This window comes from Pseudomonas sp. GW821-FHT11D10 (genome assembly GCF_058808435.1).
On sequence record NZ_JBXARR010000001.1, the window covers coordinates 1,042,503 to 1,066,851 of the forward strand.

Below are 24,349 nucleotides of genomic sequence, written 5' to 3' on the forward strand. Positions count from 1 at the left end.
GTCATTCCCCGACGCTGATGGCGACTTTGTGTCGAACGATCATGTTCAGCAGGTGCAGGAAGTTGGTGGGGTAATCGATGAGGTAGCGCTTGATCGTGTGGGGCTCGCGGTACATGCGATAGAACGCGCGCAGGTGCAGACGATTGATCAGCGCCGGGTAGTACTGCTGCGTCGCCAGCGCTTCTTGCCGGATGAACCCGCCGCAGGTGAAGGCAACCCCGCGAAAGCCTGCGCGCAGGGCATCCTGCTCGAACTGCTCTTGCAGTCCGGCGCCCAGTCCGACGATCAGAATGTCCGCTGCGCTGCGACAGATGTCAGCCCGAATACCTTCGGCCTGGGCGGCGTCGAAATAGCCGTTGTGATAGCCAGCGATGCTCAATTGCGGATAGAGGGTCTTGATCTTGACGATGAACAGGTCGAGTTCAGCTTGCCGGGCGCCGACGAAATAGACGCGTTTGCCCAGTTGTTCGGCGCTGCGCAGCACGACGTCGGCTATCGAGGTGAAGTCGAAGCTGACGCGGCCAATCGTTCTGCCGGTGACGCGAGACATGAATGTAGACATCAGCATGCCGTCGCAAAAATAGGCAACGGTGCTCGGGTTCTGCTCGAAAAAGCTGCCGATCGAGGCAAAGTTGATAAAGGAATAGGCCTGGTTGGCCTCCAGTAATTTCGCCGAGTAATGCCCGACTATTTCCAGTTTGAACATGGCGCGGCTCCTTTCAGAGGACTGAAGGGGTCTGCCGACCCACGGAGACGTAGGTGAAACCACGTTTGCTCAATCGCTGCGGATCGAACAGATTGCGTCCGTCGAAAATCAACGGCTGTTTGAGCAACTGGCTGAGCCGGTCGAAGTCCGGAGCACGGAACGATTGCCACTCGGTGACGATGATCAGGGCGTCGGCATTTTTCAGCGCCGCTTCCTTGGTGCCTGTCAGGGTCAGGTCATCGCGCGAGCCGTACAGGCGCTGAGCCTCTTCCATGGCTTTGGGATCGAACGCCTGCACGCTGGCGCCGGCTTGCCACAACGCCTCCATCAGCACGCGGCTGGGGGCTTCGCGCATGTCGTCGGTGTTGGGTTTGAAACTCAACCCCCACAGGGCAAACGTCTTGCCGCGCAGGTGACCGTCGTAGTGATCGAACACTTTGCGGAACAGGCTGGCTTTCTGCTCCTGATTGCGCGCCTCCACGGCCTTCAGCACCCGGGCGTCAATGTCGACACCGTTGGCCGCCTGAATCAGCGCCTTCACGTCTTTGGGAAAACACGAGCCGCCGTAGCCGAGACCGGGGTAGATAAACTGGTAACCGATGCGCGGGTCGGCGCCGATGCCATGGCGCACCTTTTCGATGTCGGCGCCGAGCTTTTCGGCGAGGCAGGCCATTTCGTTCATGAAGCTGATCTTGGTTGCCAGCATGCAATTGGCGGCGTACTTGGTCAGTTCAGCGCTGCGAACGTCCATGACGATGATCTTTTCGCGGCTGCGATTGAACGGTTCATACAGTTCGCGCATGACCTCTTCGGCCCGCGGGCTGTCGGTGCCGATGATGATCCGGTCCGGGCGCATGCAGTCTTCGACCGCGCAGCCTTCCTTGAGAAATTCCGGGTTGGAAACCACATCGAAGGTCAGGTCGCTGCGACCGTTGTCGGCCAGCACCTGTTCGATGCATGCGCGCACCCGATCGCCGGTACCGACGGGCACGGTGGATTTGTCGACGATGATCTGGTGCCGATCCAGGTTCAACGCGATGGTCCGCGCCACGCTCAACACGTATTTGAGGTCTGCCGAACCGTCTTCGTCGGGCGGCGTGCCGACGGCGATCAACAGCACATCACCATGGTGAACGGCGTCCGCCAGATCTGTGCCGAACCGCAGCCGGCCGCTTTGATAATTGTCGCGCACCAGGCTTTTCAGGCCGGGCTCGTAGATCGGCAGCGTGCCTTCTTTCAGCGCCTCGACCCTGCCGACGTCGACGTCGACGCAGAGCACGTTGTGCCCGACTTCGGCCAATGCAGCACCCTGGACAAGGCCTACGTAACCAATACCGAATACGCTCACATTCATGGTCGAACCTCAGGTCGTCGTGACGGTTATCAACGGTCGGGCAGGGGAGTGGCAGACGCGGGAAAGGGGCTCAGTAGATGTTTTTCGAGAACAGCGTGAAGGGGGTCTTGATAAGGATTTTGATGTCGAGCCACAGCGACCACTGGTTGATGTAGTTGAGGTCCTGGGCGACGCGCAGCTGCATTTTTTCCACGGTCTCGGTTTCGCCACGATGGCCGGTGATCTGGGCCAGCCCGGTGATCCCCGGCTTGAGACGATGCCGGGCCATGTAGGCGCGCACCTTGCCGGTGTAATAAATGTTGTGGGTGACGGCATGCGGACGCGGGCCGACCAGGGCCATCCGGCCGGACAGGACATTGAACAGCTGTGGCAATTCGTCGATGGAACTGCGGCGCAGGAAACCGCCGATCGGCGTGAGGCGGTCATCGTTGCGGGTGGCCTGGCGAACCTCGTGGTCGTCGTGAACGTGCATGGAGCGAAACTTCCAGACCTTGATCACTTCACCGTTGCAACCATGACGGTTCTGCTTGAACAACACCGGGCCTGCGGAGGTCAGCTTGACGGCAACGGCCACCACCAGCAGCAAGGGGCTGAGCAGAGCAATGGCCAGGCCGGCGAGGCTGCGTTCAAACAGATCCTTGCAAAAAAGGCTGGCTGGATGCGAGCTGATCAGGCTCTCGTTGAGGTAGATGGCCGGCATTCGCTCGATTTCCGAGATCGAATGGTTGAGCAACACCATGCTGCCGAAATCCGGAATCCACACCACGTCGACGTTCATGTCCAGCAGGTCGATGTAGAGCGCTTCGATGGTCGCTGCATGGGCCATCGGCAGCACGATATAGACGCGGCGCACTTCCAGGCCCGTGATGATCTCGCGGATGGCGGAAACGTGGCCGAGCAACGGCAGAATGCTGGGTGCAGGGCCGCAGCTGTCCTCGGCGGCGATGAAACCCAGCACCAGCGCGCGGTTCGGTCGGGACAGTTTTTTCGCCAGTTCATGGGCCGTCGGGCAGGTGCCGATGATCACCGAGCGGCGCCCGTTGCAGACCTTGCGCGAGTGCAATCGAGCCAGGTAATGCAGAGGCAGAAAACTCGCGGTCTGGACCACGAAACCCAGCACCGCCCACACGATGATCACCTGGCGTGAGTAAATCGCGCTGGTCTGGGTAATGAAGGCAATCGCCGCCAGTACGGCCAGCAGGATCAACCAACCGGCCAGCAATCTGCCCAACCCGACCAGCAAGCCATGGCGCTTGTGGTAGACCTGCATCACGCTGTAGATCGGCACCGAGCCGAGCACCGTCAGAATGATCAGGATGCGGTATTCACTGGTCAGACTGCCGACGCGCCAATGCACGAGCAGCATCAACAGCGCCGTCACCAGCGACAGCGCGCACAGCCACTGGCCCCAGAACGTCAGGCCTCGGCGGTGTGTCATGTGAGCGGTATAGAGCGAAGTCATGGGCTTAACCTCAAGGCAGCATTCATGCATCAGCGCGAATCGAGCAGGCACAACGTGCCTCCCGATGGCTTTTCCGTAGCTCGGCGGAGGTGAAGCGAGTGGTGCGTTGGCAGAAGAGGGTGTAGCGGCGGGCGTATGCGCCCGATGGTTACCTGGGCGCGAAATCGTAGTTATAGAACGCCCGGGAATGGTGGTAGCCGTACTTGCGCGCCTTGCGCAGGTCGACCTGGTTGAGCACCGTGCCAAAGACCGGCACATGGCTTTGTTGCAACATGGCAATCCCTCGCTGAACCTGGCTGATCGAGGTGCTGTCAGCCTTGACGACATAGATCACCGCATCGGAATGTCTGGCCAGCAACAGCGCGTCACTGATCATCTCTGCCGGGGGGGAGTCGATAATGATGTGGCGATAGCGTGATCTGAGCGCCTCGAGCATGCGCGCCATGCGGGGCGAGCTGAGCAAGTCCTGTGGCGGTGGCTGAACGGGATTGAGCGGATCGCCTGGGGACGGCAGGCGCGGCGCGGTGAACATATCCAGAGAAGGCGGCAAGACCTTCCCGGCCGGCAGCATGTCCAGATTGCCCACTGAAACAATGCAGTCTTCAAGCCTGGCCGTGCCGGCGATGACATTCGCCAGTCCGGGGCTGTCCGGTGGGAAATCGAAGTTCAGCGACAGGGTTGGCTGACGCATGTCGGCATCGATCAGCAACACGCGTTCCAGCGGTGTCAGCGAACTGGCCAGATTGGTGGCGATGGTGCTTTTACCCTCGCCGGCAACCGTCGAGGTCACGAGCACCACCTGTGAGGGCTTTTCGCTGCTTTGCAGCATCAGCCAGGTACGCAGGTTGCGAATGGTCTCGGAAAAGCGCGGGTTGTCGTTGTCCTCGAAAAGGCGTGCCAATTGCCGGCGACTTTTCTTCATCACCAACGGCACGACGCTGAGCAGAGGAACATTCAACAGACTCTCGACCGATTCGTCGGTTTTGAAGGTGTTGCTCAGACTGTCGAAGAGCAGTGCCAGCCCGACGCCGATGACCGCAGCGATCAACCCGACAATCCCGACAATCAGTGTCTTGCGGGGTTTGCTCGCGTCGACAGGTACGATGGCCGGGTCGACGATGCGCACTTTCGTCGAGTCCATGTCGGCGGTGGCCGTGGCTTCTTTCAGCCGAGTGACGAAGGTTTCATAGAGCGCGCGCGTGCTGTCGACTTCTCTCTGGAATTCGCGCAACTGGAACTCTTTGCGCGCGATGTCCTGGATTTGCGCCTTGTTGGTATTGAAGGATTGACGCAGCGACGCTTCACTTGCTGTGGCGAGCTGGTATTGCCGTTCGATACCGGCCACCACTTGCTGTACTTGCAATTGCAGGCTGGTGGTGGCGGTGCGTAACTCCGTCTGCGCAGAAAGCAGGCTCGGGTGTTTGGGACCATAGCGGCCCGCCAGCTCATCAACCTTGGCCTGGGCAACAGCCCTGTCAGCCTGGAATTTCTGCACCAAGGGGTTGCTCAAGACCGCAGGCACGCTGGAGAGCCGGCTCAAATCTCCGTTGCCCAGCGCCTTCGCCTGCCGGTACTCACTCTCGGCTTCAGCGCGGTTGCGACGGGCGTCGACCATGCGATTGCCGGTCATTTCCAGTTCGTTGGCGCTGATGGTGGCAACGCCGCCGACGTCAACCAGACCTTGTTCTTCGCGATAACCCTGAAGCTTTTTTTCGGCAACACGCAAGTTGTCGCGCAGCTTGATCAGACGTGTGTTCATCCAGGCCGTGGTGGTTTGCGACGATTTCTCGCTGGTATCGAGCTGACTGTCGGTGAAGCCCTGAGCCAGCGCATTGGCCGCCGCCGCAGCCAGAGCAGGGTCTGGCAGCTCGACTTCGATTTCGAGCAACTGGCTTTTGCCAACGAACTTGACGCTGGTGTGCAGCATGAGGTTCTGCGTGACCTGATTGAAAACGTCTGCTTCAGTGAGCTCCTCTTTCTTCGGCGGTAAAAATCGACCCAATCCCGGGATCCATTGATCCAGGTCCAGATTGGCCAGCCACTGGCGCGGAGCAAACCAGGGCTTGGGCTGCTGGCGCGGATCGGTGACCGGGTGGGTCGTCAGGCCGAGTTTTTTTACAGCGCGTTCGGCAAGGTCCCGCGATTGCAGGAGTGCCTGCTGGGTCTGCAAGTAATCGGTGCCGTTGGTGCCTGATTCCTTGACTTGCTGGAAGGACATCAGCGGAGGTGTCTTGTCGTTGAACAGCAGGGTGGTGCTGCCGATGTATTGCGGCGTGATGCTGGAAACCACCACGGCCGCCAGCAAGCAGCTCAGCAGAACCAGCCACCCGATGCTCCATTTGGCGCGCCAGATGACCCTCCACAGATTGAGCAGATCAAGGGTGTCCTTGTCTTCGCCATGCTGCTGATGCAGATGTGCTTGAAGGGGACGTTCGACGTAGTTGCTAGGGCTGTTGTCCATGATCAGAAAAAGCCTTGTGCAATGGAAATGGTGTCGCCGGGGGCGATGGTGGTGCTTCGCGTCACGTTATCGATAACGGTGGCGCCACCATCGCCGCGCAAGATGGTCACTCGTTTCATCGAGGCCCGCTCGGTCAGGCCACCACCCAGCGCGATGGCTTTCTCCAGTGTCAGCCCGGGCACGAATGGATAACTGCCGGGCTTTTTCACTTCGCCATTGATGTAGAACGAGCGGTATTCAATCTGGCTGAGACTGACTTTCGGGTCGATCAGATAACCCTGCTTGAGCCCGTCGACGATGATTTTTTCGACCTGGCCGGGCGTCAGTCCCTTGGCGGAAATCTCGCCCAGAAACGGATAGGAAAAGGTGCCGGCGTCACTGAGCCGGATCTTTTTCATGCTCAGCTCCGGCTCACCGAAAACGATGATTCGCAACACGTCACCGGCAGCCAGTTTGTATTGCGTACCGGGATCTTCCGCATTGACATGAGGTAAGAAAAACAACGCGAACAAAAGGAAAAACATGCGAGCGTTCATGTCGAAACCCTCTTAAAGGCTGACGTTGAAGCTGATCTGGAACACGTTGCGGGTGAAGCTTTCGTTGTCGGCATCGGAATCGTTGTCGCGATATCGATAACCCAGTTCGATATCCAGCCAACGGCGCATGGCGTACACCACGGCCAGGTTGTAGTCCTGAAGATTGTCGGTACGGCTTTGGCCTTCGTAGACATAGCGGCCGTAACCGGCCTGTGCCACCGTGGTGATCCGTTCGGTCCAGCCGTGACGCCAACCCACCTGGGTGAATGTCGACTTCACGGCATCAGCGCCATCGTCACCCTCGGCGAGGGCCTGGCGAGCGACGAAGGTGAATGTCGAATAGGTTCGCGGTTTCCATTGCAAATCCACTTGCCAGGTCGGGTTATCGAGGTCTTTGGATTCGCTGTTGTCGAAGTTCTTTTTCTCATAACCAATGCGAACCTTGCCCGTCGTGCGTGCCGTGAAATCCCATACGGCACCGGCCATGACGGCATCGGATTTGCTGCTGCGCGGGCTGTTGGCCTGCTGGTAATCAAAGTCGGTGTGGTTATATTCCACCAGGCCCCGGGTGTTACTGCCGATGCGGTGATACCAGGTGCTAGTGAGGGCCGTGGTATTGCGTTCCTTGTCGTCATTGATGCCATCGGCATTGTCGTAGCGAAGTTGGGCGTAACTGGCCCCGAGATCGATCTGATTGTCAGCGCTTTTCGCACCGAAGGTGTAGAGACCACCCACGCGTTTGTTGTTGAGTTTGTCGTTGATGCCTTCGACCGCCGTCGATTCAGTGCGCTCCCATTTCCGATACTCGGCGTCTAGTTTCAGACGATGCCGGTCGGTGAACTCCATGATGCTGTCCGCACGCACGCGTTGTGCGGTGTTCGAGGCATCCGACTCATCGTGATAAATGTAGCGAGTGGGTTGCCAGATGAGCCGGGTGGCGCTGTTGCGATCCTCGGCCTTGAGCTCGAAAGAGGGCGCCAACTTGGTCACCATGGAGGACTGCTTACTGTTTTCCAACTCGCGAAAGTTATCGTCATAACTTTCTGAAAACAGGAAGGATGGCGTGAAGTCGAATCCGTAAACATCAATGGCTTGCGGATTAATGCTCCAGGCCATTTCCGGATAGAGACAGGCCATCATCAGTGCGACAGGGCATCGTGACTTTAAAGCCATGTTAGAGCTCCTGAGCAAAGGCATGTAAGGCAAAGTCGTTAGTTATAGGTGTGAAAACCGGCTTGTTGACGTTCAATCACGCTGAGTGGCAAACAGACAGGCTGCTCACGGTTAAGAAACTGCAGGAGGATCATCACGCGGTCGGTACCGTGCAACCCCAGGAACACGCCTTCCAGTGGCGCGAGCGGGCCGCTGACGATCTGCAGGTTCTCTCCGGGTTTCAGCGCTTCATCCGGTTCCGACAACGTTGATTCAAGGCAACGTGCACGCAGGTGTTCGATGACGTGCTCTGCCACTGTTGCGGGACCATGGTTGAATTCGACGAAACGACTGACCCCACGAGTAGAGCGCAAGGGTGCCCAGTTGTCGTCACGACTGAGTTGGATGAACAAGTATCCGGGGAAGAGGGATTCCTGGACTCGCTGTCGTTTCCCGCGAATGACGCGCTCACTGACGAGTTGAGGGTGAAAGACCACGTAGTTCTGTTGAAGCAGGTTGAGGTGGGCACGCTCATCCTGACGTGGCTTGCATTGTAAAAGGTACCAATTAGGTTGGTCCGAGCTGATGACTGGCATGCTTGTAAACTCTTTGATGATCGAAAGTTTATGGCAGGCAGAAGCTCTAAAGAGGGCTAAGTAAGGGCAGGTAGTGAAATGATGTTTTTATTATTGGGCGATGTGGTGTTTCAATCTTGAAGCACAATGTGTTTCATTGGCGTGCATTGAACGGCGAAGTTGTGCGCTGTTGTGCGGCGTATCTGGACGAGTGGCCGGCTAAACTTTTTAGAAGGCAAAGCTACCGCACGGTCTGTTCAATGCAGCCTTAATGATAGGTAACTAAGTAGTTGTCTCTTAAGCGACAGGGCGCGAGTAAATGATTGCTCGCGCCCTGTAAAAAGTGACCTTGGTAGTTATCGGCCAGTCTTTGCGGTCTGTCAAACGTTACCAGTCAAAAAACACGCCATCCATCCAGTAATGATTTTGCCATCACTCAGGCTACTGTTTTTTAATAGGTTTTCCTTTTGTCTGATAGGTAAAAACTTTTTTCCCTTATAAAGGTCGCGTCTCTCCTTCAGATCAAAAACTTTCCCCGATATTGGGTGTTGTTATAAACCCCCGCCATCAATAAGTCGTTCAGCGCGATAACTAATTGCCTGACGGCTCAAGTGGAGCGAGGGATTATGTCCGTTCTCGTTACAGGTGCTGCGACTTCATCGGGTATCCCACGGTCAAACTATTCGCTCGACAACCCGAATGCGTGTTCATGAGCCAAAACCCGATCGGTTATTGCGCATGATCGAAAAATTCAGCGCCGCGGCGACACACAGCCAGGCCAGATAAGGAAACAGGATCAACCCGGTGATCACATCCAGGCGCAAGGCCAGGACCACCATCGTCGCGACGACCAGCCACAGCAGCACGAGAATGACCATCGCGGCAACAATCCGCTGCGCACCGAAAAACACCGGCGTCCACAGCGTGTTCAGGGCAATCTGCGCCGCCCACAACGCCAGGACCATTTCGCTGCCGGGAATCATCGTCAAGCGGTAGCCAACCCAGGCCAGCAGCAGATAGATCGTCGTCCACGCCACCGGGAACACCCAGTTGGGTGGGGTGAATTTCGGTTTGTTGAGCTCTGCGTACCATTGGCCGGGCTTGAAAACCATGCCGGTGGTTGCGGCTGCACCGCAGGCGATCAGGAAAATCAGGAAAGTCACCATGTGTTGCTCCTTGTGGCTGCTGATCCGTTGACCGATGGCGTCGTCGGTAAGTTTCACTGGCGGAGCATGGCACCCAAGACGAACGCTGATTTCAGAACGACTCCCCGTTATCCAGGCGGGCCAAAAGCATCTGGCCGCGTTGCCACAGTGCTTCTTGCTTGGCCTGCGGTATGCGGTCGAGGTTCTTGTACATCATGGCCATGCGCTGATTGCCGCGCAGCAGCTCGCCGTGGCGCATCAGGAAATGCCAGTACAGCGAGTTGAACGGGCAGGCATTGTCTGCCGTGCTTTCGCTGACCTTGTACGCGCAGCCGCGGCAGTAATCGGACATGCGATTGATGTACTGGCCGCTGGCGCAATAGGGTTTGGAGCCGAGATAACCGCCATCGGCGTGCATGACCATGCCCAGCGTGTTGGGCAGCTCGACCCAGTCGAAGGCGTCCATGTAGATCGCCAGATACCACTCGCAGATCTGGCTCGGCGCGATGCCGGCGAGCAGGGCGAAATTGCCGGTGACCATCAGCCGCTGAATGTGATGCGCGTAGGCGTGTTGCAGGCTTTGCCCGATGGCGTGGCGCATGCAGTTCATCTGCGTATCGCCGGTCCAGTAGAACTCGGGCAATGCCTGGCTGTTGCCGAACGCGTTGCCCAGCGCGTAATCAGGCATTTTCAGCCAGTACACGCCCCGCACATATTCACGCCAGCCAATCAGCTGCCGAATGAAGCCTTCGGCGGCATTGAGCGCAACGCTGCCGGCCCAGTACGCCGACTCCACGTCGCTGCACAGCTGCCGCAGATCCAGCAGGCCGATGTTGAGCGCCGCGCTGATGCGCGCATGAAACAGGAACGGCTCATCACTGGCCATGGCGTCCTGATAGTCACCAAACCCGGCCAGACCGTAATCGAGAAAGTACGCCCAAAGAGCCTGTGCATCGGCATGGGTGACGGGATAGTTGAAGTCATCGAGCGCGCCGTAGTGCTGGCTGAAACGCGCTTTGACCAGTGCCAGTACTTCGTTGGTGATGGCGTCGTTACTGAAGCGCGCCGGGTAGGGCGCTTTCACGTTTTTGGGCAGGGCCTTGCGATTCTCCGCATCGAAGTTCCATGCGCCACCCACCGGCGAGCCGTCGCCATTGAGCAACAACCGGCTCTTGCGGCGCATCTCCCGGTAGAAAAACTCCATGCGCAGCTGTTTCTTGCCCTCGGCCCATGCAGCGAACTCTTCGCGACTGCAGAGAAAACGCGTATCGGCGTGCCAGTGAATCGGCAAGCCGCATTCCTTCATCGATTGCTCCAGCCGCCAGTCGCCACACTCGGTGACGTGCACTTCCTCGGCCTGCAACAGCGCTTGCCAGCGATGTAATTCACCCGGCACCGAACCGCTGTTATCCGGATCATCCAGCCTGACGTATTCAACACGCACACCCTGGTCTTGCAGCGCTTGGGCGAAGTGGCGCATGGCGCTGAAGATCAGGGCAATCTTCTGTGGATGGTGGGGCACGTGGCTGGCTTCTTCCATGACCTCAACCAGCAACACCGTGTCGCGCTCGGCATCGAGTGCCTGCAAGGAAGCCAGGTCGAAGGACAACTGGTCGCCCAGTACCAGGCACAAGCGGCGGGTAACGTTCATTCAATCAAGCTCTGGGTTGGCCGGTTCATTTTCTTATACACCAGGCAGGGCGTGTACAGGGTTACGGCCTTCTCACATTCCCCTCCGACAACCTCCATTCGGACTAGGCAAGCCTGACGATTCTGCCGCGCACCGCCCGGACCAGACTGGCGACTCGAAGGGGCACCACTTCACGGGTGCTCCGCCAGACGAGTAGAAGGCGCCGCGATGGAGTTTGCATTCAGCGACGAACAGGAAATGATCCGCGAATCGGCCGAAGGTTTTCTGGCCAATGTCTCGGATTCCGCCGCCGTGCGCGCGGCGATGGTCAGTGAGCGGGGTTTCGACGAGGCGTTGTGGCAGCGTCTGTGCCGCGAAATGTACTGGCCGGCGATTCACATTCCCGAAGCCTATGGCGGTCTGGGACTCGGGTTTGTCGAACTGGGCATCCTGCTGGAACAGATGGGCCGGCGCTTGCTGTGTTCTCCCTTCTTCGCCACGGCCTGCATGGCCACGCCGGCGCTGTTGCTGGCCGCTGACGATCAGCAGAAACAACGCTGGCTGCCGTTGATTGCTGACGGCAGTGTGACCGCAGCGTTGGCGTTCAGCAGCGCCAACGGCCGGGCCGCCGAAGACGTGCAGGCCACGGTTGTGCAGGAGGGCGACGGTTTTGTGCTCGACGGCACCCTCAATCATGTACTCGACGGGCATGGCGCTGACCTGCTGATCATTGCTGCGCGACTGCCCGGATCGGTGGGCGAGTCCGGCATCAGCCTGTTCGCCGTAGAAGCCGATCAGCCTGGCATCGAGCGTCAGATGTTGCCGACGATGGATCAGACCCGTCGTCAGGCACGCGTTCGGCTCAACGGTCTTTACGTTGACGCGCAATGCCTGCTCGGCGAATTCGGCGCGGGCTGGCCGCACCTTGAGCGCGTGCTGCAACTGGCCTGCATCGCCCTGGCCTGCGAACAGACCGGTGGCGCACAACAGGTGCTGGATCTGAGCGTGGCCTACATGCAGGAACGCCAGCAATTCGGGCGTCCGATTGCCAGTTTCCAGGCCCTCAAACACCGCGCCGCCGACATGATGCTGCAAGTGGAATGCGCGCGTTCGGCCAGTTATTACGCGGCGTGCGTTGCCCAGGAAGTGCTCAATCCCGACGGTGATTCGCAGGTGGCCGGCGAGTTACCGACAGCCGCGGCGCTGGCCAAGGCCCATTGCTCGGAAACCTTCTTCCACTGCGCGTCGGAGGCGATCCAGTTGCACGGCGGGGTCGGGTTCACCTGGGAATACGACGTGCATCTCTATTTCAAACGCGCCCGCGCCAGCGAGAGTTTTCTCGGGCTGCCGGCCTGGCATCTGGAGCGTATCGCCGAGGCGATTCTGGGGGAGCAGCCATGAAAATCAGTTTCAGCGAACACGATGAACGTTTCCGCCAGGAAGTGGCCGACTGGTTGCGCGTCAACCTCAGCGGTGAGTTCGAAGCCCTGCGTTTTCGCGGCGGGCCGGGCGACGAACACATGTTCCCCGAGGAGCGCAAAGCCTGGGAACGCAAACTCGCCGAAGGCGGCTGGACCTGTGTGGGCTGGGCCCCGGAGCACGGTGGCCGTGGTCTGTCGATCACTCAGCAAGTGATTTTCCACGAAGAATACGCCCGCGCCGGCGGCCCCGGCCGCATGGGCCATATCGGCGAAGGCCTGGCCGGCCCGACCATCGCCGCGTTCGGCAGCGCCGAACAGCAGCAGCGTTTTTTGCCGGGCATCGTCAATGGCACGGCGTTCTGGTGTCAGGGTTACTCGGAACCGGGCGCAGGGTCGGACCTGGCCAACGTCAAGACCCGGGCCACGCTGGATCAGGACAGTGGCAGCTGGATCATCAACGGGCAGAAAGTCTGGACTTCGCTGGCCCATGAGTCGGACTGGTGTTTTGTGCTGGCCCGCACCGAGCCCGGCAGTGTCGGCCATCGCGGTCTGTCATTCCTGTTGGTGCCGATGGCGCAGGCTGAAATCACGGTGCGGCCGATCGAGCAACTGACCGGCACTTCGGAATTCAATGAAGTGTTCTTCGACGACGCCCGCACCGACGCCGCAAATATCGTCGGCCTGCCGGGCGAAGGCTGGAAGATCGCCATGGCGCTGCTCGGTTTCGAGCGCGGGGTGTCGACCCTCGGCCAGCAAATGCAATTTCACAATGAGCTGAACGAGATCATCGGCATCGCCCGGGCCAACGGCGCCGCACGCGATCCGATCCTGCGTCAGCGTCTGGCCCAGGCCTGGAGCGGCCTGCGGATCATGCGCTACAACTCGCTGCGCATGCTGTCGGGTGCGCAGGACGGTTCGCTGCGCAAGGAAGCGACCATCTACAAACTGTTCTGGTCCACCTGGCACGCCAGCCTCGGCAAGCTGGCGATGGACGTGCTCGGCGCCGACGCTGAACTGCTCGAGGCCGCGCCTTATCAGCTCACGCGCCTGCAATCGCTCTACCTGTTCAGCCGCGCCGACACCCTCTACGGCGGCAGCAACGAGATCCAGCGCAACATCATCGCCGAGCGTGCCTTGGGCATGCCCAAAGAGCCACGCCTTCCTGTGTGATCAAGGAGTTTTCCATGTCTGTTCCTCACTATGTTGCCGGTCACGGCCTGTTGCGTGGCAAGTCGGTGCTGATCACCGCCGCAGCCGGGGCCGGTATCGGTTTTTCCGCCGCGCTGCGGGCTGCCGAGGAAGGCTGTCGCGCCTTGATGATCAGCGATATCCATGAAGGCCGGCTGGCCGAAGCGGTGCTGAAAATTCGCGAAGCCACCGGTCTGCAACAGGTCTTCGGGCAAGTCTGCAACGTCGCCGACGAAGCCCAGGTGCAGCAGTTGATCGCCTGCGCCGAGCGTGACCTGGTAGGCGTCGATGTGCTGATCAATAACGCCGGTCTCGGTGGTTCGGCGTTGCTGGTGGAAATGACCGATGAGCAATGGAACCGGGTCCTCGATGTGACGCTGACCGGCACCATGCGCATGACCCGCGCCATGCTGCCGAAGATGATGGAGCGCCGCGCCGGAGTCATCGTCAATAACGCGTCGGTGCTCGGCTGGCGGGCGCAGAAAGAGCAGGCGCACTACGCCGCCGCCAAGGCCGGGGTGATGGCGTTGACCCGTTGCGCAGCGGTCGAGGCCGCCGACTACGGAATCCGCATCAACGCGGTGAGCCCGAGCATTGCCTTGCACGATTTCCTGCGCAAATCCGCGCCGCAGGCCGTGCTCGATCAACTGGCGGCCAACGAAGCCTTCGGCCGCGCTGCCGAGGTCTGGGAAGTGGCCAACGTGATGATGTTCCTGGCCAGCGACTACAGCTCCTACATGACCGGCGAAGTGTTGTCGGTTTCCAGCCAGAGGGCGTGACATGCCGCGTATTTTCGACACGCCTTTCGCCCTGCGCGACGCGGTGGGAGAAGAGCTGGGCGTCAGCGACTGGCTGTTGCTGGCGCAAGACCGGATCAATCAGTTCGCGGACGCCACCGGCGATCATCAGTGGATTCACGTCGATCCGCTCAAGGCCGCCAGCGGCCCGTTTGGCGGCTGCATTGCCCACGGCTACCTGAGCCTTTCGCTGGTCAACCTGTTTCTGCCGCAGATCGTCGAAGTTCGCGGTATCGCCATGGGCGTCAACTATGGCTGCGAGCGCGTGCGCTTTCCCACGGTGGTGCCGGTGGGTTCCCGTGTGCGCGGTCGTGCGCAGTTGATGGCCGTCGACGAGGTCAAGGGCGGTGTTCAGGCAACGATCCGCGTCAGCGTCGAGATTGACGGCGAAGAACGCCCCGGCTGCGTGGTGGACACCATCAGCCGCTACTACCCGCAAGATTCAGCAGCACCTTCGAGGAGTCCCGCATGAAAGAAGCCGTCATTGTTTCGACCGCCCGTACCCCGATCGGCAAAGCCTTTCGCGGCGCGTTCAACGACACCGAAGCGCCGCTGCTCGGCGGCCATGTGGTGCGCGAAGCCGTGCGCCGGGCCGGCATCGAGCCCGGCGAAGTGGACGACGTGATCATCGGCGCGGCGGCGCAACAGGGTACGCAGTCCTACAACCTCGGTCGCCAGTGCGCGATTGCCGCCGGCTTACCGTTTTCCGTTTCCGGCATGGCGGTCGAACGCCAATGCTCGTCGGGTTTGATGAGCATCGCCATGGCCGCGAAAAGCATCATGTGCGACGAAATCGACATCGCGGTAGCCGGTGGCCTGGAATCGATTTCGCTGGTGCAGAACAAGCACAAGAATCTCTATCGCAATCAGTCCGGCGCAGTGCTCGAACGCGATCCGCATGCTTACATTCCGATGATCGAAACCGCCGAGATCGTCGCCGCCCGCTATGGCATCAGTCGCGAGGAACAGGACGAATACAGCTACCAGAGCCAGGTACGCACCGCGCTGGCCCAGAGTGCCGGGCTGTTCGACCGGGAACTGGCGCCGATGACCAGCCGTAAGGCGATCTTCGACAAGGCCACCGGCGAAACCCGCTTCGAAACCCTCAGCCTGCAACGCGACGAGTGCAACCGCGTCGACACCACCCGCGAAAATCTCGCCGCACTGGAGCCGGTCTGGGCCGGCGGCGAATGGACCGAAAAGGGCCGTTTCATCACCGCCGGCAATGCCTCGCAGTTGTCCGACGGCGCGTCGGCCTCGGTGTTGATGAGCGCCAAACTGGCCGAGAAACGCGGGCTGGAACCCCTGGGAATCTATCGCGGCATGGCCGTCGCAGGCTGCAACTCCGATGAAATGGGCATCGGCCCGATCTACGCCATTCCGAAGTTGCTCAAGCGTCAGGGCCTGACCATGGACCACATCGGCCTCTGGGAGCTGAACGAGGCGTTTGCCTGTCAGGTGCTGTACTGCCGCGATACACTGGGCATTCCTCAGGAGCGATTGAACGTCAACGGCGGGGCGATTGCGCTGGGGCATCCGTTCGGCATGTCCGGTGCGCGGATGGTTGGCCACGCCTTGATCGAAGGTCAGCGCCGTGGCTTGCGTTACGTCGTGGTGAGCATGTGCATCGGCGGCGGCATGGGCGCTGCGGCCCTGTTCGAGGTGGTCTGAATGATCAGCGCACAGCAGATTCAAACCACCATGGCCCGCTACGTGGAGTTGGTGGATGCTGGCGACATCGACGGGATTCTTGCGCTCTACAGCGAGGATGCGACGGTCGAAGACCCGGTCGGTCAGTCGCCGATTCACGGCCTCGCTGACATCGAGCGTTTCTACCGTCAGGGCCTGGGCGCGAGCAAGGTGTCGGCCACGCTGACCGGCCCGGTTCGCGCGACGTTGAACGGGTGTGGGGCGATGCCGTTTCGGGTCGACATGCAGTGGGCAGGGCAGCCCTGCTCGCTGCATGTGATCGACGTGATGGAATTCGATGACGACGGCAAGATCCGCTCGATGAAAGCCTATTGGAGCGAAGCCAACATCGGGCCGCAGTCCTGATGGCGGTTGCAGGCTGCGCAATATCGCAGCCTGCAACCCGATTCATTTCGCAATGCCGTTCTCGTAATAGACCTTCAAATTCTCGGCGATCTGCCGCACGACCTTGTTGAACGCCTTGCCCAGCAGTTTTTCCATCAGCCTGCCACCGCGCAGGCTGTAGTGCATCTGGGTGGTCATACGGCTGAATTCGCCTTCGCGCTGCAAGGCATAACTGAAACTGGCTTCGCGAAACGGGAAAGGCGCACCGGCGCTCGCCTTGTGCAGCACCAGGACAAAACCGACCCCGTCCTGCCATTGCACCACGCTTTCATCCAGCCATTGACCACCCTTGCGAAACACCCGGCGACTGGCGCCGAGCCCTTCGATCGGCCCGGGATGCAGCTGGCAGCCGGTGAGTCCCGGCACATAGTGGGGCGCAAGGCGCAGGTCCCGCAGCTTGGCCCAGGCGGCGGGCGGGGTCAGTTCGAGCAGGACGCTGTGACGGGCAATCGCCGGCATGCTGGATTTCCTTGTTTTTAAGATTTAGTGGGGCTGGGCGGCGTCGAGAAACGCCGGGCGTTCGCCACCGCCGTGCACGGTGATGTCCGCACCGCTGACATAACGCGCCAGGGGCGAGGCGAGGTACAGGCAGGTGTCGCCGATGTCTTCCGGCGCGGCCAGGCGTTGCAGCGGAATGGTAGCTGCCACACGGGCAAGGCCCGCTTGATCGCCGTAATGCAGGGCGGCCTGTTCGGTAAGGATCAGTCCGGCCGTGACCGCGTTGACCCGCACTTTCGGCGCCCATTCCACGGCAAGCGAGCGGGTCAGATTCAACAATCCAGCCTTGGCCGCGCCATAAGCCGCCGTGCCCGGTGACGGACGAACCGCACTGACGCTGCAGATATTGATGATCGCACCGCCGCCGTCCTGCGCCTGCATCACCCGATTGGCTTGCTGACATAGATTCAGCGGCGCCAGCAGATTCAGGCGAATGATCGCTTCGCTGAAACGCGGCGAGGCGTTGGCCGCGTCGGCATTGGGCGAGCCGCCGGCATTGTTGACCAGCACGTCGAGCCGGCCGAAACGCTCGACGATGGTGTCGATCAGCCGCGCGGACTGCTCGACATCACGCAGATCGCACGGCAGGAACACCGCCTCGCGTCCTGCGCTGGTCGGCAGTGACGACGGGGCCTCGCGACCGCAGATCACCACCTCGGCGCCGCCATCGAGGAAACGCTGACTGATGCCCCGGCCAGCCCCTTTGCCGCCCCCGGTGACCAGCACCACTTTGCCGCGAAAATCCAGCGCATCCAGCATGGAAAAGCCTCGTTCAGTCACAGATGAATGCCCTCGATGCTAGGTGTGAAGGCGCGTACGGCCAACGTCCGAAAAGACTAGAGCGGCTAGTCCTGTCGGACGATGTTGCAGGGCCTGCCTGCGCAAATAATCCGGGCACAACAATAGCCGGGAGCACACCTTATGAGCGCAATGGCGCAAGGGCACTTCGTTACGTTGCCGCAGGGGTTGCGGCTGCATTATCTGGACATCGGCGGGCAGGGCGCCGGCAGCGGCGAGACAGTGGTGTTCATCCACGGCAGCGGGCCCGGGGCCAGCGGCCACAGCAATTTCAAACAGAACTACCCGCTGTTCGTCACCGCCGGTTACCGGGTGATCGTGCCCGACCTGCCGGGTTATGGCGCGTCCGGCAAACCGGACACCCTCTACACCCTGGACTTTTTCGTCAATGCGCTGAGCGGTCTGCTCGATGCCCTGGATATCCAGCGCTGCATTCTGGTGGGCAACTCGCTGGGCGGCGCCATCGCGATCAAACTGGCCCTGGACCAGCCGCAGCGGGTCAGCCGACTGGTGCTGATGGCGCCGGGCGGGTTGATGGAAAAGGAACAGTATTACTTGCAGATGGAAGGCATCCAGAAAATGGGCGCGGCGTTTGCCCGAGGTGAACTGCACGACGCGGACGGCATGCGCCGCTTGCTGAGCCTGCAATTGTTCGACGAGTCGTTGATCAGCGCCGAAACGGTCAATGAACGGGTCGCCGTGGTGCGCGAGCAGCCGGTCTGCGTGCTGTCGACCATGCAAGTGCCGAACATGACCGAACGCCTGAAGGAATTGCAGTGCCCGATCCTCGGCTTCTGGGGCATGGACGACAAGTTCTGCCCGGTCTCGGGTGCGCAAACGATGATGCAGCACTGCCAGAACATTCGTTTTGTGCTGCTCAGCGAGTGCGGGCATTGGGTGATGGTCGAATACCGCGAGCTGTTCAATCGCGAATGCCTGTTCTTCTTTCAGGAAGGCCAGCGATGAGCGCGCAATTGCGTCGCCAGTTCGGCGAAGAGTTGTATCAGGCGCTGCTTGCGGGCAACACCGTGGCCCCGCTGACCGAGCGCTGGCCGTCGATCAGCATCGAAGACGCCTACCATGTTTCGCTTTATTGCATCGAGCGCCGTGTGGCGGCGGGTGACCGGATCGTCGGTAAGAAGATCGGCGTGACCTCGGCGGCGGTCCAGCGAATGCTCAACGTGCATCAGCCGGATTTCGGCTTCATCACCCAACAGATGTCGTTCGCCAATGACGCAAACATTTCCCTGTCGGCGAACCGGCTGATCCAGCCCCGTGCCGAGGGCGAAATCGCCTTCAGGCTCAAGCACGACCTGATCGGCCCCGGCGTGACCGAAGCCGATGTGCTGGCGGCGACCGAATACGTGACGCCGTGCTTCGAGATCGTTGACTCGCGGATCCACGACTGGCGCATCCGCATCCAGGACACCGTCGCCGATAACGCCTCCTGCGGCGTGTTTGTGCTCGGCGATGTGCAAGCCGATCCGCGAGCGCTGGACCTGCCGAACCTGCACATGCGGGTATTCAAGAACGACGAACCACTGAGCGAAGGGCTGGGCTCGGCGGTGCAGGGCAACCCGTTGACGGCCGTCGCCTGGCTGGCCAACACCCTGGGCGCCTTCGGCATTCCGTTCAAGGCTGGGGAGCTGATTCTCTCGGGCTCTCTGGTTCCGCTTGAGCCTGCCCGTGCGGGCGACCGTTTTTCTCTGACCATTGATGGCCTGGGCTCTGCCCGGGTGTCTTTCTGCGCCTGACCCGTGGGGTTTAACCGGATGAACAAGAAACTCAGAGCGGCCATTATCGGCCCGGGAAACATTGGCACTGACCTGCTGATGAAAATGCACCGATCAGAATGGATCGAACCGGTGTGGATGGTCGGCGTCGACCCCGAGTCCGAGGGCCTCAAACGCGCCCGCGAACTGGGAGTGAAAACCACCGCCGGCGGCGTCGACGGATTGCTGCCCCATGTGCTCGACGATGACATTCGCATCGCCTTCGATGCGACCTCGGCCTACGTCCACGAACAGAACAGCCGCAAGCTCAACGAGCTCGGGGTGATCATGATCGACCTGACGCCGGCGGCCATCGGCCCGTTCTGCGTGCCGCCGGTGAACCTCAAGGAACACGCGGCGTCGCTGGCGATGAACGTCAACATGGTCACCTGCGGTGGCCAGGCAACCATCCCGATGGTGGCGGCGGTGTCGCGGGTGCAATCGGTCAGTTACGGCGAGATTGTCGCCACGGTTTCGTCCGGCTCCGTCGGGCCGGGCACTCGGCAGAACATCGACGAGTTCACCCGGACCACGGCCGGCGCGGTCGAGAAGATCGGCGGCGCCCGGCGCGGCAAGGCGATTATCGTCATCAACCCGGCCGAACCGCCGCTGATGATGCGCGACACCATCCATTGCCTGACGGACGACGAGCCGGATCAGCATCGGATTCGCGCCTCGGTGTTGCAGATGGTCGAGGAAGTGCAGCGCTATGTGCCCGGCTACAAGCTGATCAACGGCCCGGTGTTCGATGGCCGCAAGGTTTCGATCTTCATCGAGGTGGAAGGCCTCGGGGATTTCCTGCCCAAGTCCGCCGGCAACCTCGACATCATGACCGCCGCCGGCCTGCGCACCGCTGAAATGTTCGCCGAAGAAGCCCACAAGGGCGCCCTGCAACTGCCCGCCCGTTAAGTGGAGAATGACCATGAATCTGCAAGGTAAACGCGTTCGTCTGCACGACATGAGCCTGCGCGACGGCATGCACGCCAAACAGCATCAGATCAGCCTGGACCAGATGATCGCCGTGGCCACCGGCCTCGATGCGGCCGGCGTGCCGCTGATCGAAATCACCCATGGCGACGGCCTCGGCGGTGCGTCGCTGAACTACGGCATGCCGGCCCACAGCGACGAGGAATACTTCTCGGCGGTGATTCCACGGCTGCGCCAGGCGAAAGTCTCGGCGCTGCTGTTGCCCGGTATCGGCACCCTCGATCACCTGCGCATGGCCCATGAACACGGGGTGTCGACCATCCGCGTCGCCACCCACTGCACCGAGGCCGACGTTTCCGGTCAGCACATCGGCATGTCGGCGAAAATGGGCCTCGACACGGTAGGTTTCCTGATGATGGCCCACATGGTCAGCGCGGAAAAACTGCTGGAACAGGCGCGGCTGATGGAGAGTTACGGCGCCAACTGCATCTACTGCACCGACTCGGCGGGCTACATGCTTCCGGACGAGGTCAGCGAGAAAATCGGCGTACTGCGCGCCGGCCTGAACGCCGCCACCGAAGTGGGCTTTCACGGTCACCACAACCTGGGCATGTCGATTGCGAACTCCCTGGCCGCGATCGAGGCGGGCGCCGCGCGTATCGACGGTTCGGCGGCGGGGCTGGGCGCCGGTGCGGGCAACACGCCGCTGGAAGTGTTCGTGGCGGTGCTGGAGCGGATGGGCGTTGAAAGCGGCGTCAATCTGTACGGGATCATGGACGTCGCCGAAGACCTGATCGTGCCGATGATGGACCAGCCGATCCGCCTCGACCGCGATGCCCTGACGCTGGGGTACGCCGGGGTCTACAGCTCGTTCCTGCTGTTTGCCAAACGTGCCGAGAAAAAGTACCTGGTGGCCGCCCGCGAGCTGTTGGTGGAGCTGGGGCGGCGCGGCACGGTTGGCGGTCAGGAAGACATGATCGAAGACCTGGCGCTGACCCTGTCCCGGGCGCGGGGCTTCCTGCCGACCTGATCTTCGGCTGGCAACAAAAAGCACCGGCGCTGCTAGCAGGCCGGTGCTTTTCTATATGTACAGGTCTAGGGGCGCAGGTTTATGGCAACAGATTGCGCACCAGCGGCGGGTAGCAGTTGACCGCCGTGCTCGAACAGCCGAGTAGCGCGGTGCTCGGTCGATAGGCTTCGTTTCTGAACAATTGACACAGGCTGACGGAACTGCCGACGCAGACGATCAGGAGCAGGGCGCAGGTGGAATGACGCATCGCGGGCCTCATACGGATTTTTATTGTTGTAGAGGCAAGGTAGGGCGACGGGAGATATTCGGCGTCGTCTGAATGGACTAGTTGTTTGCAAAAGCCATCGCCCGGGCAGGCGATGGCGCTGGAGGCGTGTCAGCCCAGTGTCGCCACGCTGCGCAGGATCAGGCGCACGAGCATGGTCTGGCGGGTTACGCCGGTCTTGGAGAAGGTCGAACGCAGGTGGGCACGCGCGGTGTTGCGGCTGATGCCCAGTTCTTCCGAGGCTTCATCGAGGGTCAGCCCGTTGGCCAGCAGCATGGCGAGCTGGGTTTCGGCGGGGGTGAAGTCAAACAGCGCGCGGACGATCTCCTGAGGCGCGGTGGACTGTTGCTCCGGGTCGCTGATGAAGATCACCACCGTCGGGCACTGTTTGCCTTCGCTCCACTCCGACAGCGGCACCGAGCGCACGATGATGCCCAGGTCGGCGCGCCCGGACGGCCGCTGCACGCGCAGCGCTTCGACCATCGACGGGTTGCTGCTTTTCTGCGAGAGCAGCGACTGCTTCACCAAGCGGCGAAATTCCTGGGTGTCACGGTCGGTGCCGACCTGCAGGCCGTCGTTGACCAGTTTGATGCCGTCCTTTTCCTGGATCAGCCGGTCGGCCACCTGGTTGGTCTGCAGCACTTTGCCGGCCTCGTCGAGGATGATCGTGCCGACTGCCATCTGATTTACCGCACCGGCGTAGAGGTTGCGTTCGACCTCGATCCGGTTGAGCTGCATGTGAACCTTGATCGAGCGTTCGAGGTGCGGAATGAAATGCGCCAGCAGGGTTTTCTCTTCATCGCCAAACGGTTTGTCATCGCGGCCACGGCTGATGCGGATCCGGCACTGGGCGCCGTCGCAGGTGTTGATGTCGGCACCGAGGATATGGAACACGTCCACCGCTTCGAGGAAGTTCTTGTAGAACTCGGATTTCTGCCAGTCATCACTGGAGACGAATTCGGCGAGGGTCACCACCTGACGGTTGGGCAGGCCGACGAAGGGGTCGAGGGTGAAAAAGTGCGTGTTGTACGAGGCGACCGCCTCGGTCGAGGTGCCGGTGGTGTTGACCATCAGTCCGTCCACATGGGTGCTGGGCGGCCGCAGGATGAAGGTCACATATTTGCTTTTCAGGTAAACGTTGAGCTGGTTGAGAAAGGTGGCCCAGGGAATGGTTTCCAGCGGCCCCTGATACAGGTTGCCGATGAGATCGCTGAACGTGTCGAGGCTGAGGCTCTGCTGCATGGGGAACCCGTTCTTATTATTAGTGGTTTGCGGTGCCCGAGAATAAGCGCCTGTATCGACCACTTGCAACGCCCGGGCACGAGGCCTGACCGGCGGCGGCCGACCAGGCGCAAAAACGCGACAGCCCCGTGATCAGGCCTGTTCGCGGGCCCGCACGATGAACTCTTTCTGATCCTGCACATCCGCTGAAAGCAGCCCGACGTCGGTGTAGAACTGCTCGTACCAGCGCCGCAATTGATAGACCGGGCCATCGCCATCGCACAGCAACGGGTTATCGACGCGGGTCTTGCTGTGCCAGATCGACACGTCTTCGTAAAAGGCAGCCTGGGCCTGTTGCACATAGGCCCTGGCCATCGCCTGATTCTGTTCTTCGCTCAGGCCCGGGATCTTTTTCACCAGCACGCCGTAGCGCAGGGTGAAGCTGCCGAGGTCGATCGGCACATGGCAGTTGAGCAGGATTGAATGGATCGGCTGGCCGTTCATGGCGCCGGTCATTTCGGTGATCTGGTAGGCCGGCCCGTAGTAGGTGGCGACGGTGGTCAACGCGCTGTCGCCGGACAGCCGCTCGCTGCGGGCGCTCATGATCTGAGTGGCGAGGTGGCCTTCGAACACGTTGCTGAAGGCTTCGACCGGTGCGCCGTGTACCGTGCCGAAGTGCGCCATGTCGGCGACGTTGTCGATCAGTTCGCGGCAGTTGGTGTCGATCTGCAACTCGGCGACTTCCCACTCGGCCCAATCGTCGCTGAAGCAGGCGTCGATGCGCGGGATGCGTTGCTCGGGCAGCGGCGGGTTGCCTTCCGGGTCGTTCCACACGAACAGCAGATGGTTTTCCTCCATCAGCGGCCAGCTTTTCAGCTTGGCCCGTGGCGGAATGCGCTTGGCGTAGGGAATGTCATCGCACACACCGTCGGCGCCCCAGCGCCAGGCATGGAAAGGGCAGCGAATGGAATTGCCTTCGACGCAACCGGTACTGAGGTCGGCGCCCATGTGCGGGCAATACCCGTCGAGAATGTGCAGCTCGCCGTCCTCGCCCTGAAACGCCACCAACCGGGTGCCGAACACGTCCAGGCGGTGGGCGTTGCCGTCGCGGTAGCGGGCGGCCAGACCCAGGCAGTGCCAGCCGCGTGCGTAGCGGTCTTCCAGCAGTTTGGCTTCGATGCGGTGCAGGGTACTCATCTTGTTATTCTCCCAGGTTCACGGGTTTGAGCTTGCTGGAGATTCTGCCGCCCCTGTAGAAGCAGGCATCGTCTGAATGGACGATGGCCGGCCGACCGGCGCCCGCTCTACTGACGCTAT

General features: G+C 60.9%; 24 protein-coding genes. 10 read left to right on the forward strand and 14 right to left on the reverse strand.

Features of this window, described 5'->3' with window-relative positions; genetic code table 11:
* Position 1 precedes the first annotated feature (1 nt).
* From AC1RT4_RS04900 to AC1RT4_RS04940, 9 genes are all read right to left on the reverse strand, one after another.
* Entirely contained in the window at positions 2–706 is a 705-nt protein-coding gene (locus tag AC1RT4_RS04900) for a WecB/TagA/CpsF family glycosyltransferase (protein WP_493083941.1), read from the reverse strand.
* Between the two features lie 13 nt (positions 707–719).
* On the reverse strand, positions 720–2,060 hold the full coding sequence (locus AC1RT4_RS04905; RefSeq protein ID WP_493083943.1) for a UDP-glucose dehydrogenase family protein: 1,341 nt from the start codon (positions 2,058–2,060) through the stop codon (positions 720–722).
* Between the two features lie 70 nt (positions 2,061–2,130).
* Positions 2,131–3,522, reverse strand: coding sequence for an undecaprenyl-phosphate glucose phosphotransferase (locus AC1RT4_RS04910; protein ID WP_493083945.1), 1,392 nt, complete (start codon positions 3,520–3,522; stop codon positions 2,131–2,133).
* 148 nt (positions 3,523–3,670) lie between these two features.
* Entirely contained in the window at positions 3,671–5,983 is a 2,313-nt protein-coding gene (locus tag AC1RT4_RS04915; protein ID WP_493083947.1) for a GumC family protein, read from the reverse strand.
* A gap of 2 nt (positions 5,984–5,985) precedes the next feature.
* A complete protein-coding gene (locus tag AC1RT4_RS04920) occupies positions 5,986–6,519 on the reverse strand; it encodes a polysaccharide biosynthesis/export family protein (protein ID WP_493083949.1) in 534 nt (177 codons plus the stop codon).
* A gap of 12 nt (positions 6,520–6,531) precedes the next feature.
* Positions 6,532–7,692, reverse strand: a complete 1,161-nt coding sequence (locus tag AC1RT4_RS04925) for an outer membrane beta-barrel protein (protein WP_007951325.1) — start codon at positions 7,690–7,692, stop codon at positions 6,532–6,534.
* Positions 7,693–7,730: 38 nt separating this feature from the next.
* Positions 7,731–8,267: a transcription/translation regulatory transformer protein RfaH gene (gene rfaH, locus AC1RT4_RS04930; RefSeq protein WP_007951327.1), complete on the reverse strand. Its 537-nt coding sequence runs from the start codon at positions 8,265–8,267 to the stop codon at positions 7,731–7,733.
* A 686-nt stretch (positions 8,268–8,953) separates the two neighbouring features.
* Complete coding sequence (gene tspO, locus AC1RT4_RS04935) at positions 8,954–9,409, reverse strand: tryptophan-rich sensory protein TspO (protein WP_493084463.1); 456 nt, start codon at positions 9,407–9,409, stop codon at positions 8,954–8,956.
* Positions 9,410–9,503: 94 nt separating this feature from the next.
* Complete coding sequence (locus AC1RT4_RS04940) at positions 9,504–11,042, reverse strand: cryptochrome/photolyase family protein (RefSeq protein WP_493083952.1); 1,539 nt, start codon at positions 11,040–11,042, stop codon at positions 9,504–9,506.
* 207 nt (positions 11,043–11,249) lie between these two features.
* On the opposite strand from AC1RT4_RS04940, the gene AC1RT4_RS04945 reads away from it, so the two are divergent.
* Genes AC1RT4_RS04945 through AC1RT4_RS04970 form a run of 6 tightly spaced genes read left to right on the forward strand, consistent with a single transcriptional unit; the run spans position 11,250 to position 16,482 of the window.
* Positions 11,250–12,422 carry an acyl-CoA dehydrogenase family protein gene (locus tag AC1RT4_RS04945; RefSeq protein WP_493083954.1) on the forward strand — a complete coding sequence of 391 codons (1,173 nt, stop codon included), beginning with the start codon at positions 11,250–11,252 and terminating at the stop codon, positions 12,420–12,422.
* Positions 12,419–13,612: an acyl-CoA dehydrogenase family protein gene (locus tag AC1RT4_RS04950; RefSeq protein WP_493083956.1), complete on the forward strand. Its 1,194-nt coding sequence runs from the start codon at positions 12,419–12,421 to the stop codon at positions 13,610–13,612. Before AC1RT4_RS04945 ends, AC1RT4_RS04950 begins: the two co-directional genes overlap by 4 nt.
* 14 nt (positions 13,613–13,626) lie before the next feature.
* Positions 13,627–14,409 (forward strand): SDR family oxidoreductase, encoded by a 783-nt coding sequence (locus AC1RT4_RS04955; RefSeq protein ID WP_493083958.1) that lies wholly within the window; start codon positions 13,627–13,629, stop codon positions 14,407–14,409.
* Between the two features lies 1 nt (position 14,410).
* Entirely contained in the window at positions 14,411–14,899 is a 489-nt protein-coding gene (locus tag AC1RT4_RS04960; RefSeq protein WP_007951338.1) for a MaoC family dehydratase, read from the forward strand.
* Positions 14,896–16,098 carry an acetyl-CoA C-acyltransferase gene (locus AC1RT4_RS04965; protein ID WP_192558033.1) on the forward strand — a complete coding sequence of 401 codons (1,203 nt, stop codon included), beginning with the start codon at positions 14,896–14,898 and terminating at the stop codon, positions 16,096–16,098. The genes AC1RT4_RS04960 and AC1RT4_RS04965 overlap by 4 nt, the downstream gene beginning before the upstream one ends.
* On the forward strand, positions 16,099–16,482 hold the full coding sequence (locus tag AC1RT4_RS04970; RefSeq protein WP_493083960.1) for a steroid Delta-isomerase: 384 nt from the start codon (positions 16,099–16,101) through the stop codon (positions 16,480–16,482).
* Between the two features lie 42 nt (positions 16,483–16,524).
* Here the strand turns inward: AC1RT4_RS04970 and AC1RT4_RS04975 are convergent, their stop codons facing one another.
* Entirely contained in the window at positions 16,525–16,980 is a 456-nt protein-coding gene (locus AC1RT4_RS04975) for an SRPBCC family protein (RefSeq protein WP_493083962.1), read from the reverse strand.
* Between the two features lie 24 nt (positions 16,981–17,004).
* Entirely contained in the window at positions 17,005–17,778 is a 774-nt protein-coding gene (locus AC1RT4_RS04980) for an SDR family oxidoreductase (protein ID WP_493083964.1), read from the reverse strand.
* 162 nt (positions 17,779–17,940) lie between these two features.
* On the opposite strand from AC1RT4_RS04980, the gene AC1RT4_RS04985 reads away from it, so the two are divergent.
* From AC1RT4_RS04985 to dmpG, 4 genes are read left to right on the forward strand one after another with little or no spacing between them, the layout of a single operon-like run.
* The gene (locus AC1RT4_RS04985) at positions 17,941–18,783 is read left to right on the forward strand and encodes an alpha/beta fold hydrolase (protein ID WP_493083966.1); all 843 of its coding nucleotides are present in this window, start codon (positions 17,941–17,943) and stop codon (positions 18,781–18,783) included.
* Positions 18,780–19,571, forward strand: a complete 792-nt coding sequence (locus AC1RT4_RS04990; RefSeq protein WP_493083968.1) for a fumarylacetoacetate hydrolase family protein — start codon at positions 18,780–18,782, stop codon at positions 19,569–19,571. Before AC1RT4_RS04985 ends, AC1RT4_RS04990 begins: the two co-directional genes overlap by 4 nt.
* An 18-nt stretch (positions 19,572–19,589) precedes the next feature.
* The gene (locus AC1RT4_RS04995; RefSeq protein WP_493083970.1) at positions 19,590–20,498 is read left to right on the forward strand and encodes an acetaldehyde dehydrogenase (acetylating); all 909 of its coding nucleotides are present in this window, start codon (positions 19,590–19,592) and stop codon (positions 20,496–20,498) included.
* Between the two features lie 13 nt (positions 20,499–20,511).
* Positions 20,512–21,546 (forward strand): 4-hydroxy-2-oxovalerate aldolase, encoded by a 1,035-nt coding sequence (dmpG, locus tag AC1RT4_RS05000; protein ID WP_096821416.1) that lies wholly within the window; start codon positions 20,512–20,514, stop codon positions 21,544–21,546.
* Positions 21,547–21,625: 79 nt separating this feature from the next.
* Here dmpG and AC1RT4_RS05005 read toward each other — a convergent pair whose 3' ends face one another.
* The 3 genes from AC1RT4_RS05005 to AC1RT4_RS05015 form a co-directional block, all read right to left on the reverse strand.
* A complete protein-coding gene (locus AC1RT4_RS05005; protein WP_207982783.1) occupies positions 21,626–21,793 on the reverse strand; it encodes a hypothetical protein in 168 nt (55 codons plus the stop codon).
* Between the two features lie 129 nt (positions 21,794–21,922).
* Entirely contained in the window at positions 21,923–23,053 is a 1,131-nt protein-coding gene (locus AC1RT4_RS05010; protein ID WP_007951349.1) for a helix-turn-helix transcriptional regulator, read from the reverse strand.
* Between the two features lie 132 nt (positions 23,054–23,185).
* Positions 23,186–24,229 carry a 3-ketosteroid-9-alpha-monooxygenase, oxygenase component gene (locus tag AC1RT4_RS05015; RefSeq protein ID WP_493083973.1) on the reverse strand — a complete coding sequence of 348 codons (1,044 nt, stop codon included), beginning with the start codon at positions 24,227–24,229 and terminating at the stop codon, positions 23,186–23,188.
* Positions 24,230–24,349: the final 120 nt, after the last annotated feature.

Coding starts and splice junctions, on each gene's coding strand:
- AC1RT4_RS04900 (WP_493083941.1), bottom strand. CDS start 706: ATGTTCAAACTGGAAATAGTCGGGCATTACTCGGCGAAATTACTGGAG.
- AC1RT4_RS04905 (WP_493083943.1), bottom strand. CDS start 2,060: ATGAATGTGAGCGTATTCGGTATTGGTTACGTAGGCCTTGTCCAGGGT.
- AC1RT4_RS04910 (WP_493083945.1), bottom strand. CDS start 3,522: ATGACTTCGCTCTATACCGCTCACATGACACACCGCCGAGGCCTGACG.
- AC1RT4_RS04915 (WP_493083947.1), bottom strand. CDS start 5,983: ATGGACAACAGCCCTAGCAACTACGTCGAACGTCCCCTTCAAGCACAT.
- AC1RT4_RS04920 (WP_493083949.1), bottom strand. CDS start 6,519: ATGAACGCTCGCATGTTTTTCCTTTTGTTCGCGTTGTTTTTCTTACCT.
- AC1RT4_RS04925 (WP_007951325.1), bottom strand. CDS start 7,692: ATGGCTTTAAAGTCACGATGCCCTGTCGCACTGATGATGGCCTGTCTC.
- rfaH (WP_007951327.1), bottom strand. CDS start 8,267: ATGCCAGTCATCAGCTCGGACCAACCTAATTGGTACCTTTTACAATGC.
- AC1RT4_RS04940 (WP_493083952.1), bottom strand. CDS start 11,042: ATGAACGTTACCCGCCGCTTGTGCCTGGTACTGGGCGACCAGTTGTCC.
- AC1RT4_RS04945 (WP_493083954.1), top strand. CDS start 11,250: ATGGAGTTTGCATTCAGCGACGAACAGGAAATGATCCGCGAATCGGCC.
- AC1RT4_RS04950 (WP_493083956.1), top strand. CDS start 12,419: ATGAAAATCAGTTTCAGCGAACACGATGAACGTTTCCGCCAGGAAGTG.
- AC1RT4_RS04955 (WP_493083958.1), top strand. CDS start 13,627: ATGTCTGTTCCTCACTATGTTGCCGGTCACGGCCTGTTGCGTGGCAAG.
- AC1RT4_RS04960 (WP_007951338.1), top strand. CDS start 14,411: ATGCCGCGTATTTTCGACACGCCTTTCGCCCTGCGCGACGCGGTGGGA.
- AC1RT4_RS04965 (WP_192558033.1), top strand. CDS start 14,896: ATGAAAGAAGCCGTCATTGTTTCGACCGCCCGTACCCCGATCGGCAAA.
- AC1RT4_RS04970 (WP_493083960.1), top strand. CDS start 16,099: ATGATCAGCGCACAGCAGATTCAAACCACCATGGCCCGCTACGTGGAG.
- AC1RT4_RS04975 (WP_493083962.1), bottom strand. CDS start 16,980: ATGCCGGCGATTGCCCGTCACAGCGTCCTGCTCGAACTGACCCCGCCC.
- AC1RT4_RS04980 (WP_493083964.1), bottom strand. CDS start 17,778: ATGCTGGATGCGCTGGATTTTCGCGGCAAAGTGGTGCTGGTCACCGGG.
- AC1RT4_RS04985 (WP_493083966.1), top strand. CDS start 17,941: ATGAGCGCAATGGCGCAAGGGCACTTCGTTACGTTGCCGCAGGGGTTG.
- AC1RT4_RS04990 (WP_493083968.1), top strand. CDS start 18,780: ATGAGCGCGCAATTGCGTCGCCAGTTCGGCGAAGAGTTGTATCAGGCG.
- AC1RT4_RS04995 (WP_493083970.1), top strand. CDS start 19,590: ATGAACAAGAAACTCAGAGCGGCCATTATCGGCCCGGGAAACATTGGC.
- dmpG (WP_096821416.1), top strand. CDS start 20,512: ATGAATCTGCAAGGTAAACGCGTTCGTCTGCACGACATGAGCCTGCGC.
- AC1RT4_RS05005 (WP_207982783.1), bottom strand. CDS start 21,793: ATGCGTCATTCCACCTGCGCCCTGCTCCTGATCGTCTGCGTCGGCAGT.
- AC1RT4_RS05010 (WP_007951349.1), bottom strand. CDS start 23,053: ATGCAGCAGAGCCTCAGCCTCGACACGTTCAGCGATCTCATCGGCAAC.
- AC1RT4_RS05015 (WP_493083973.1), bottom strand. CDS start 24,229: ATGAGTACCCTGCACCGCATCGAAGCCAAACTGCTGGAAGACCGCTAC.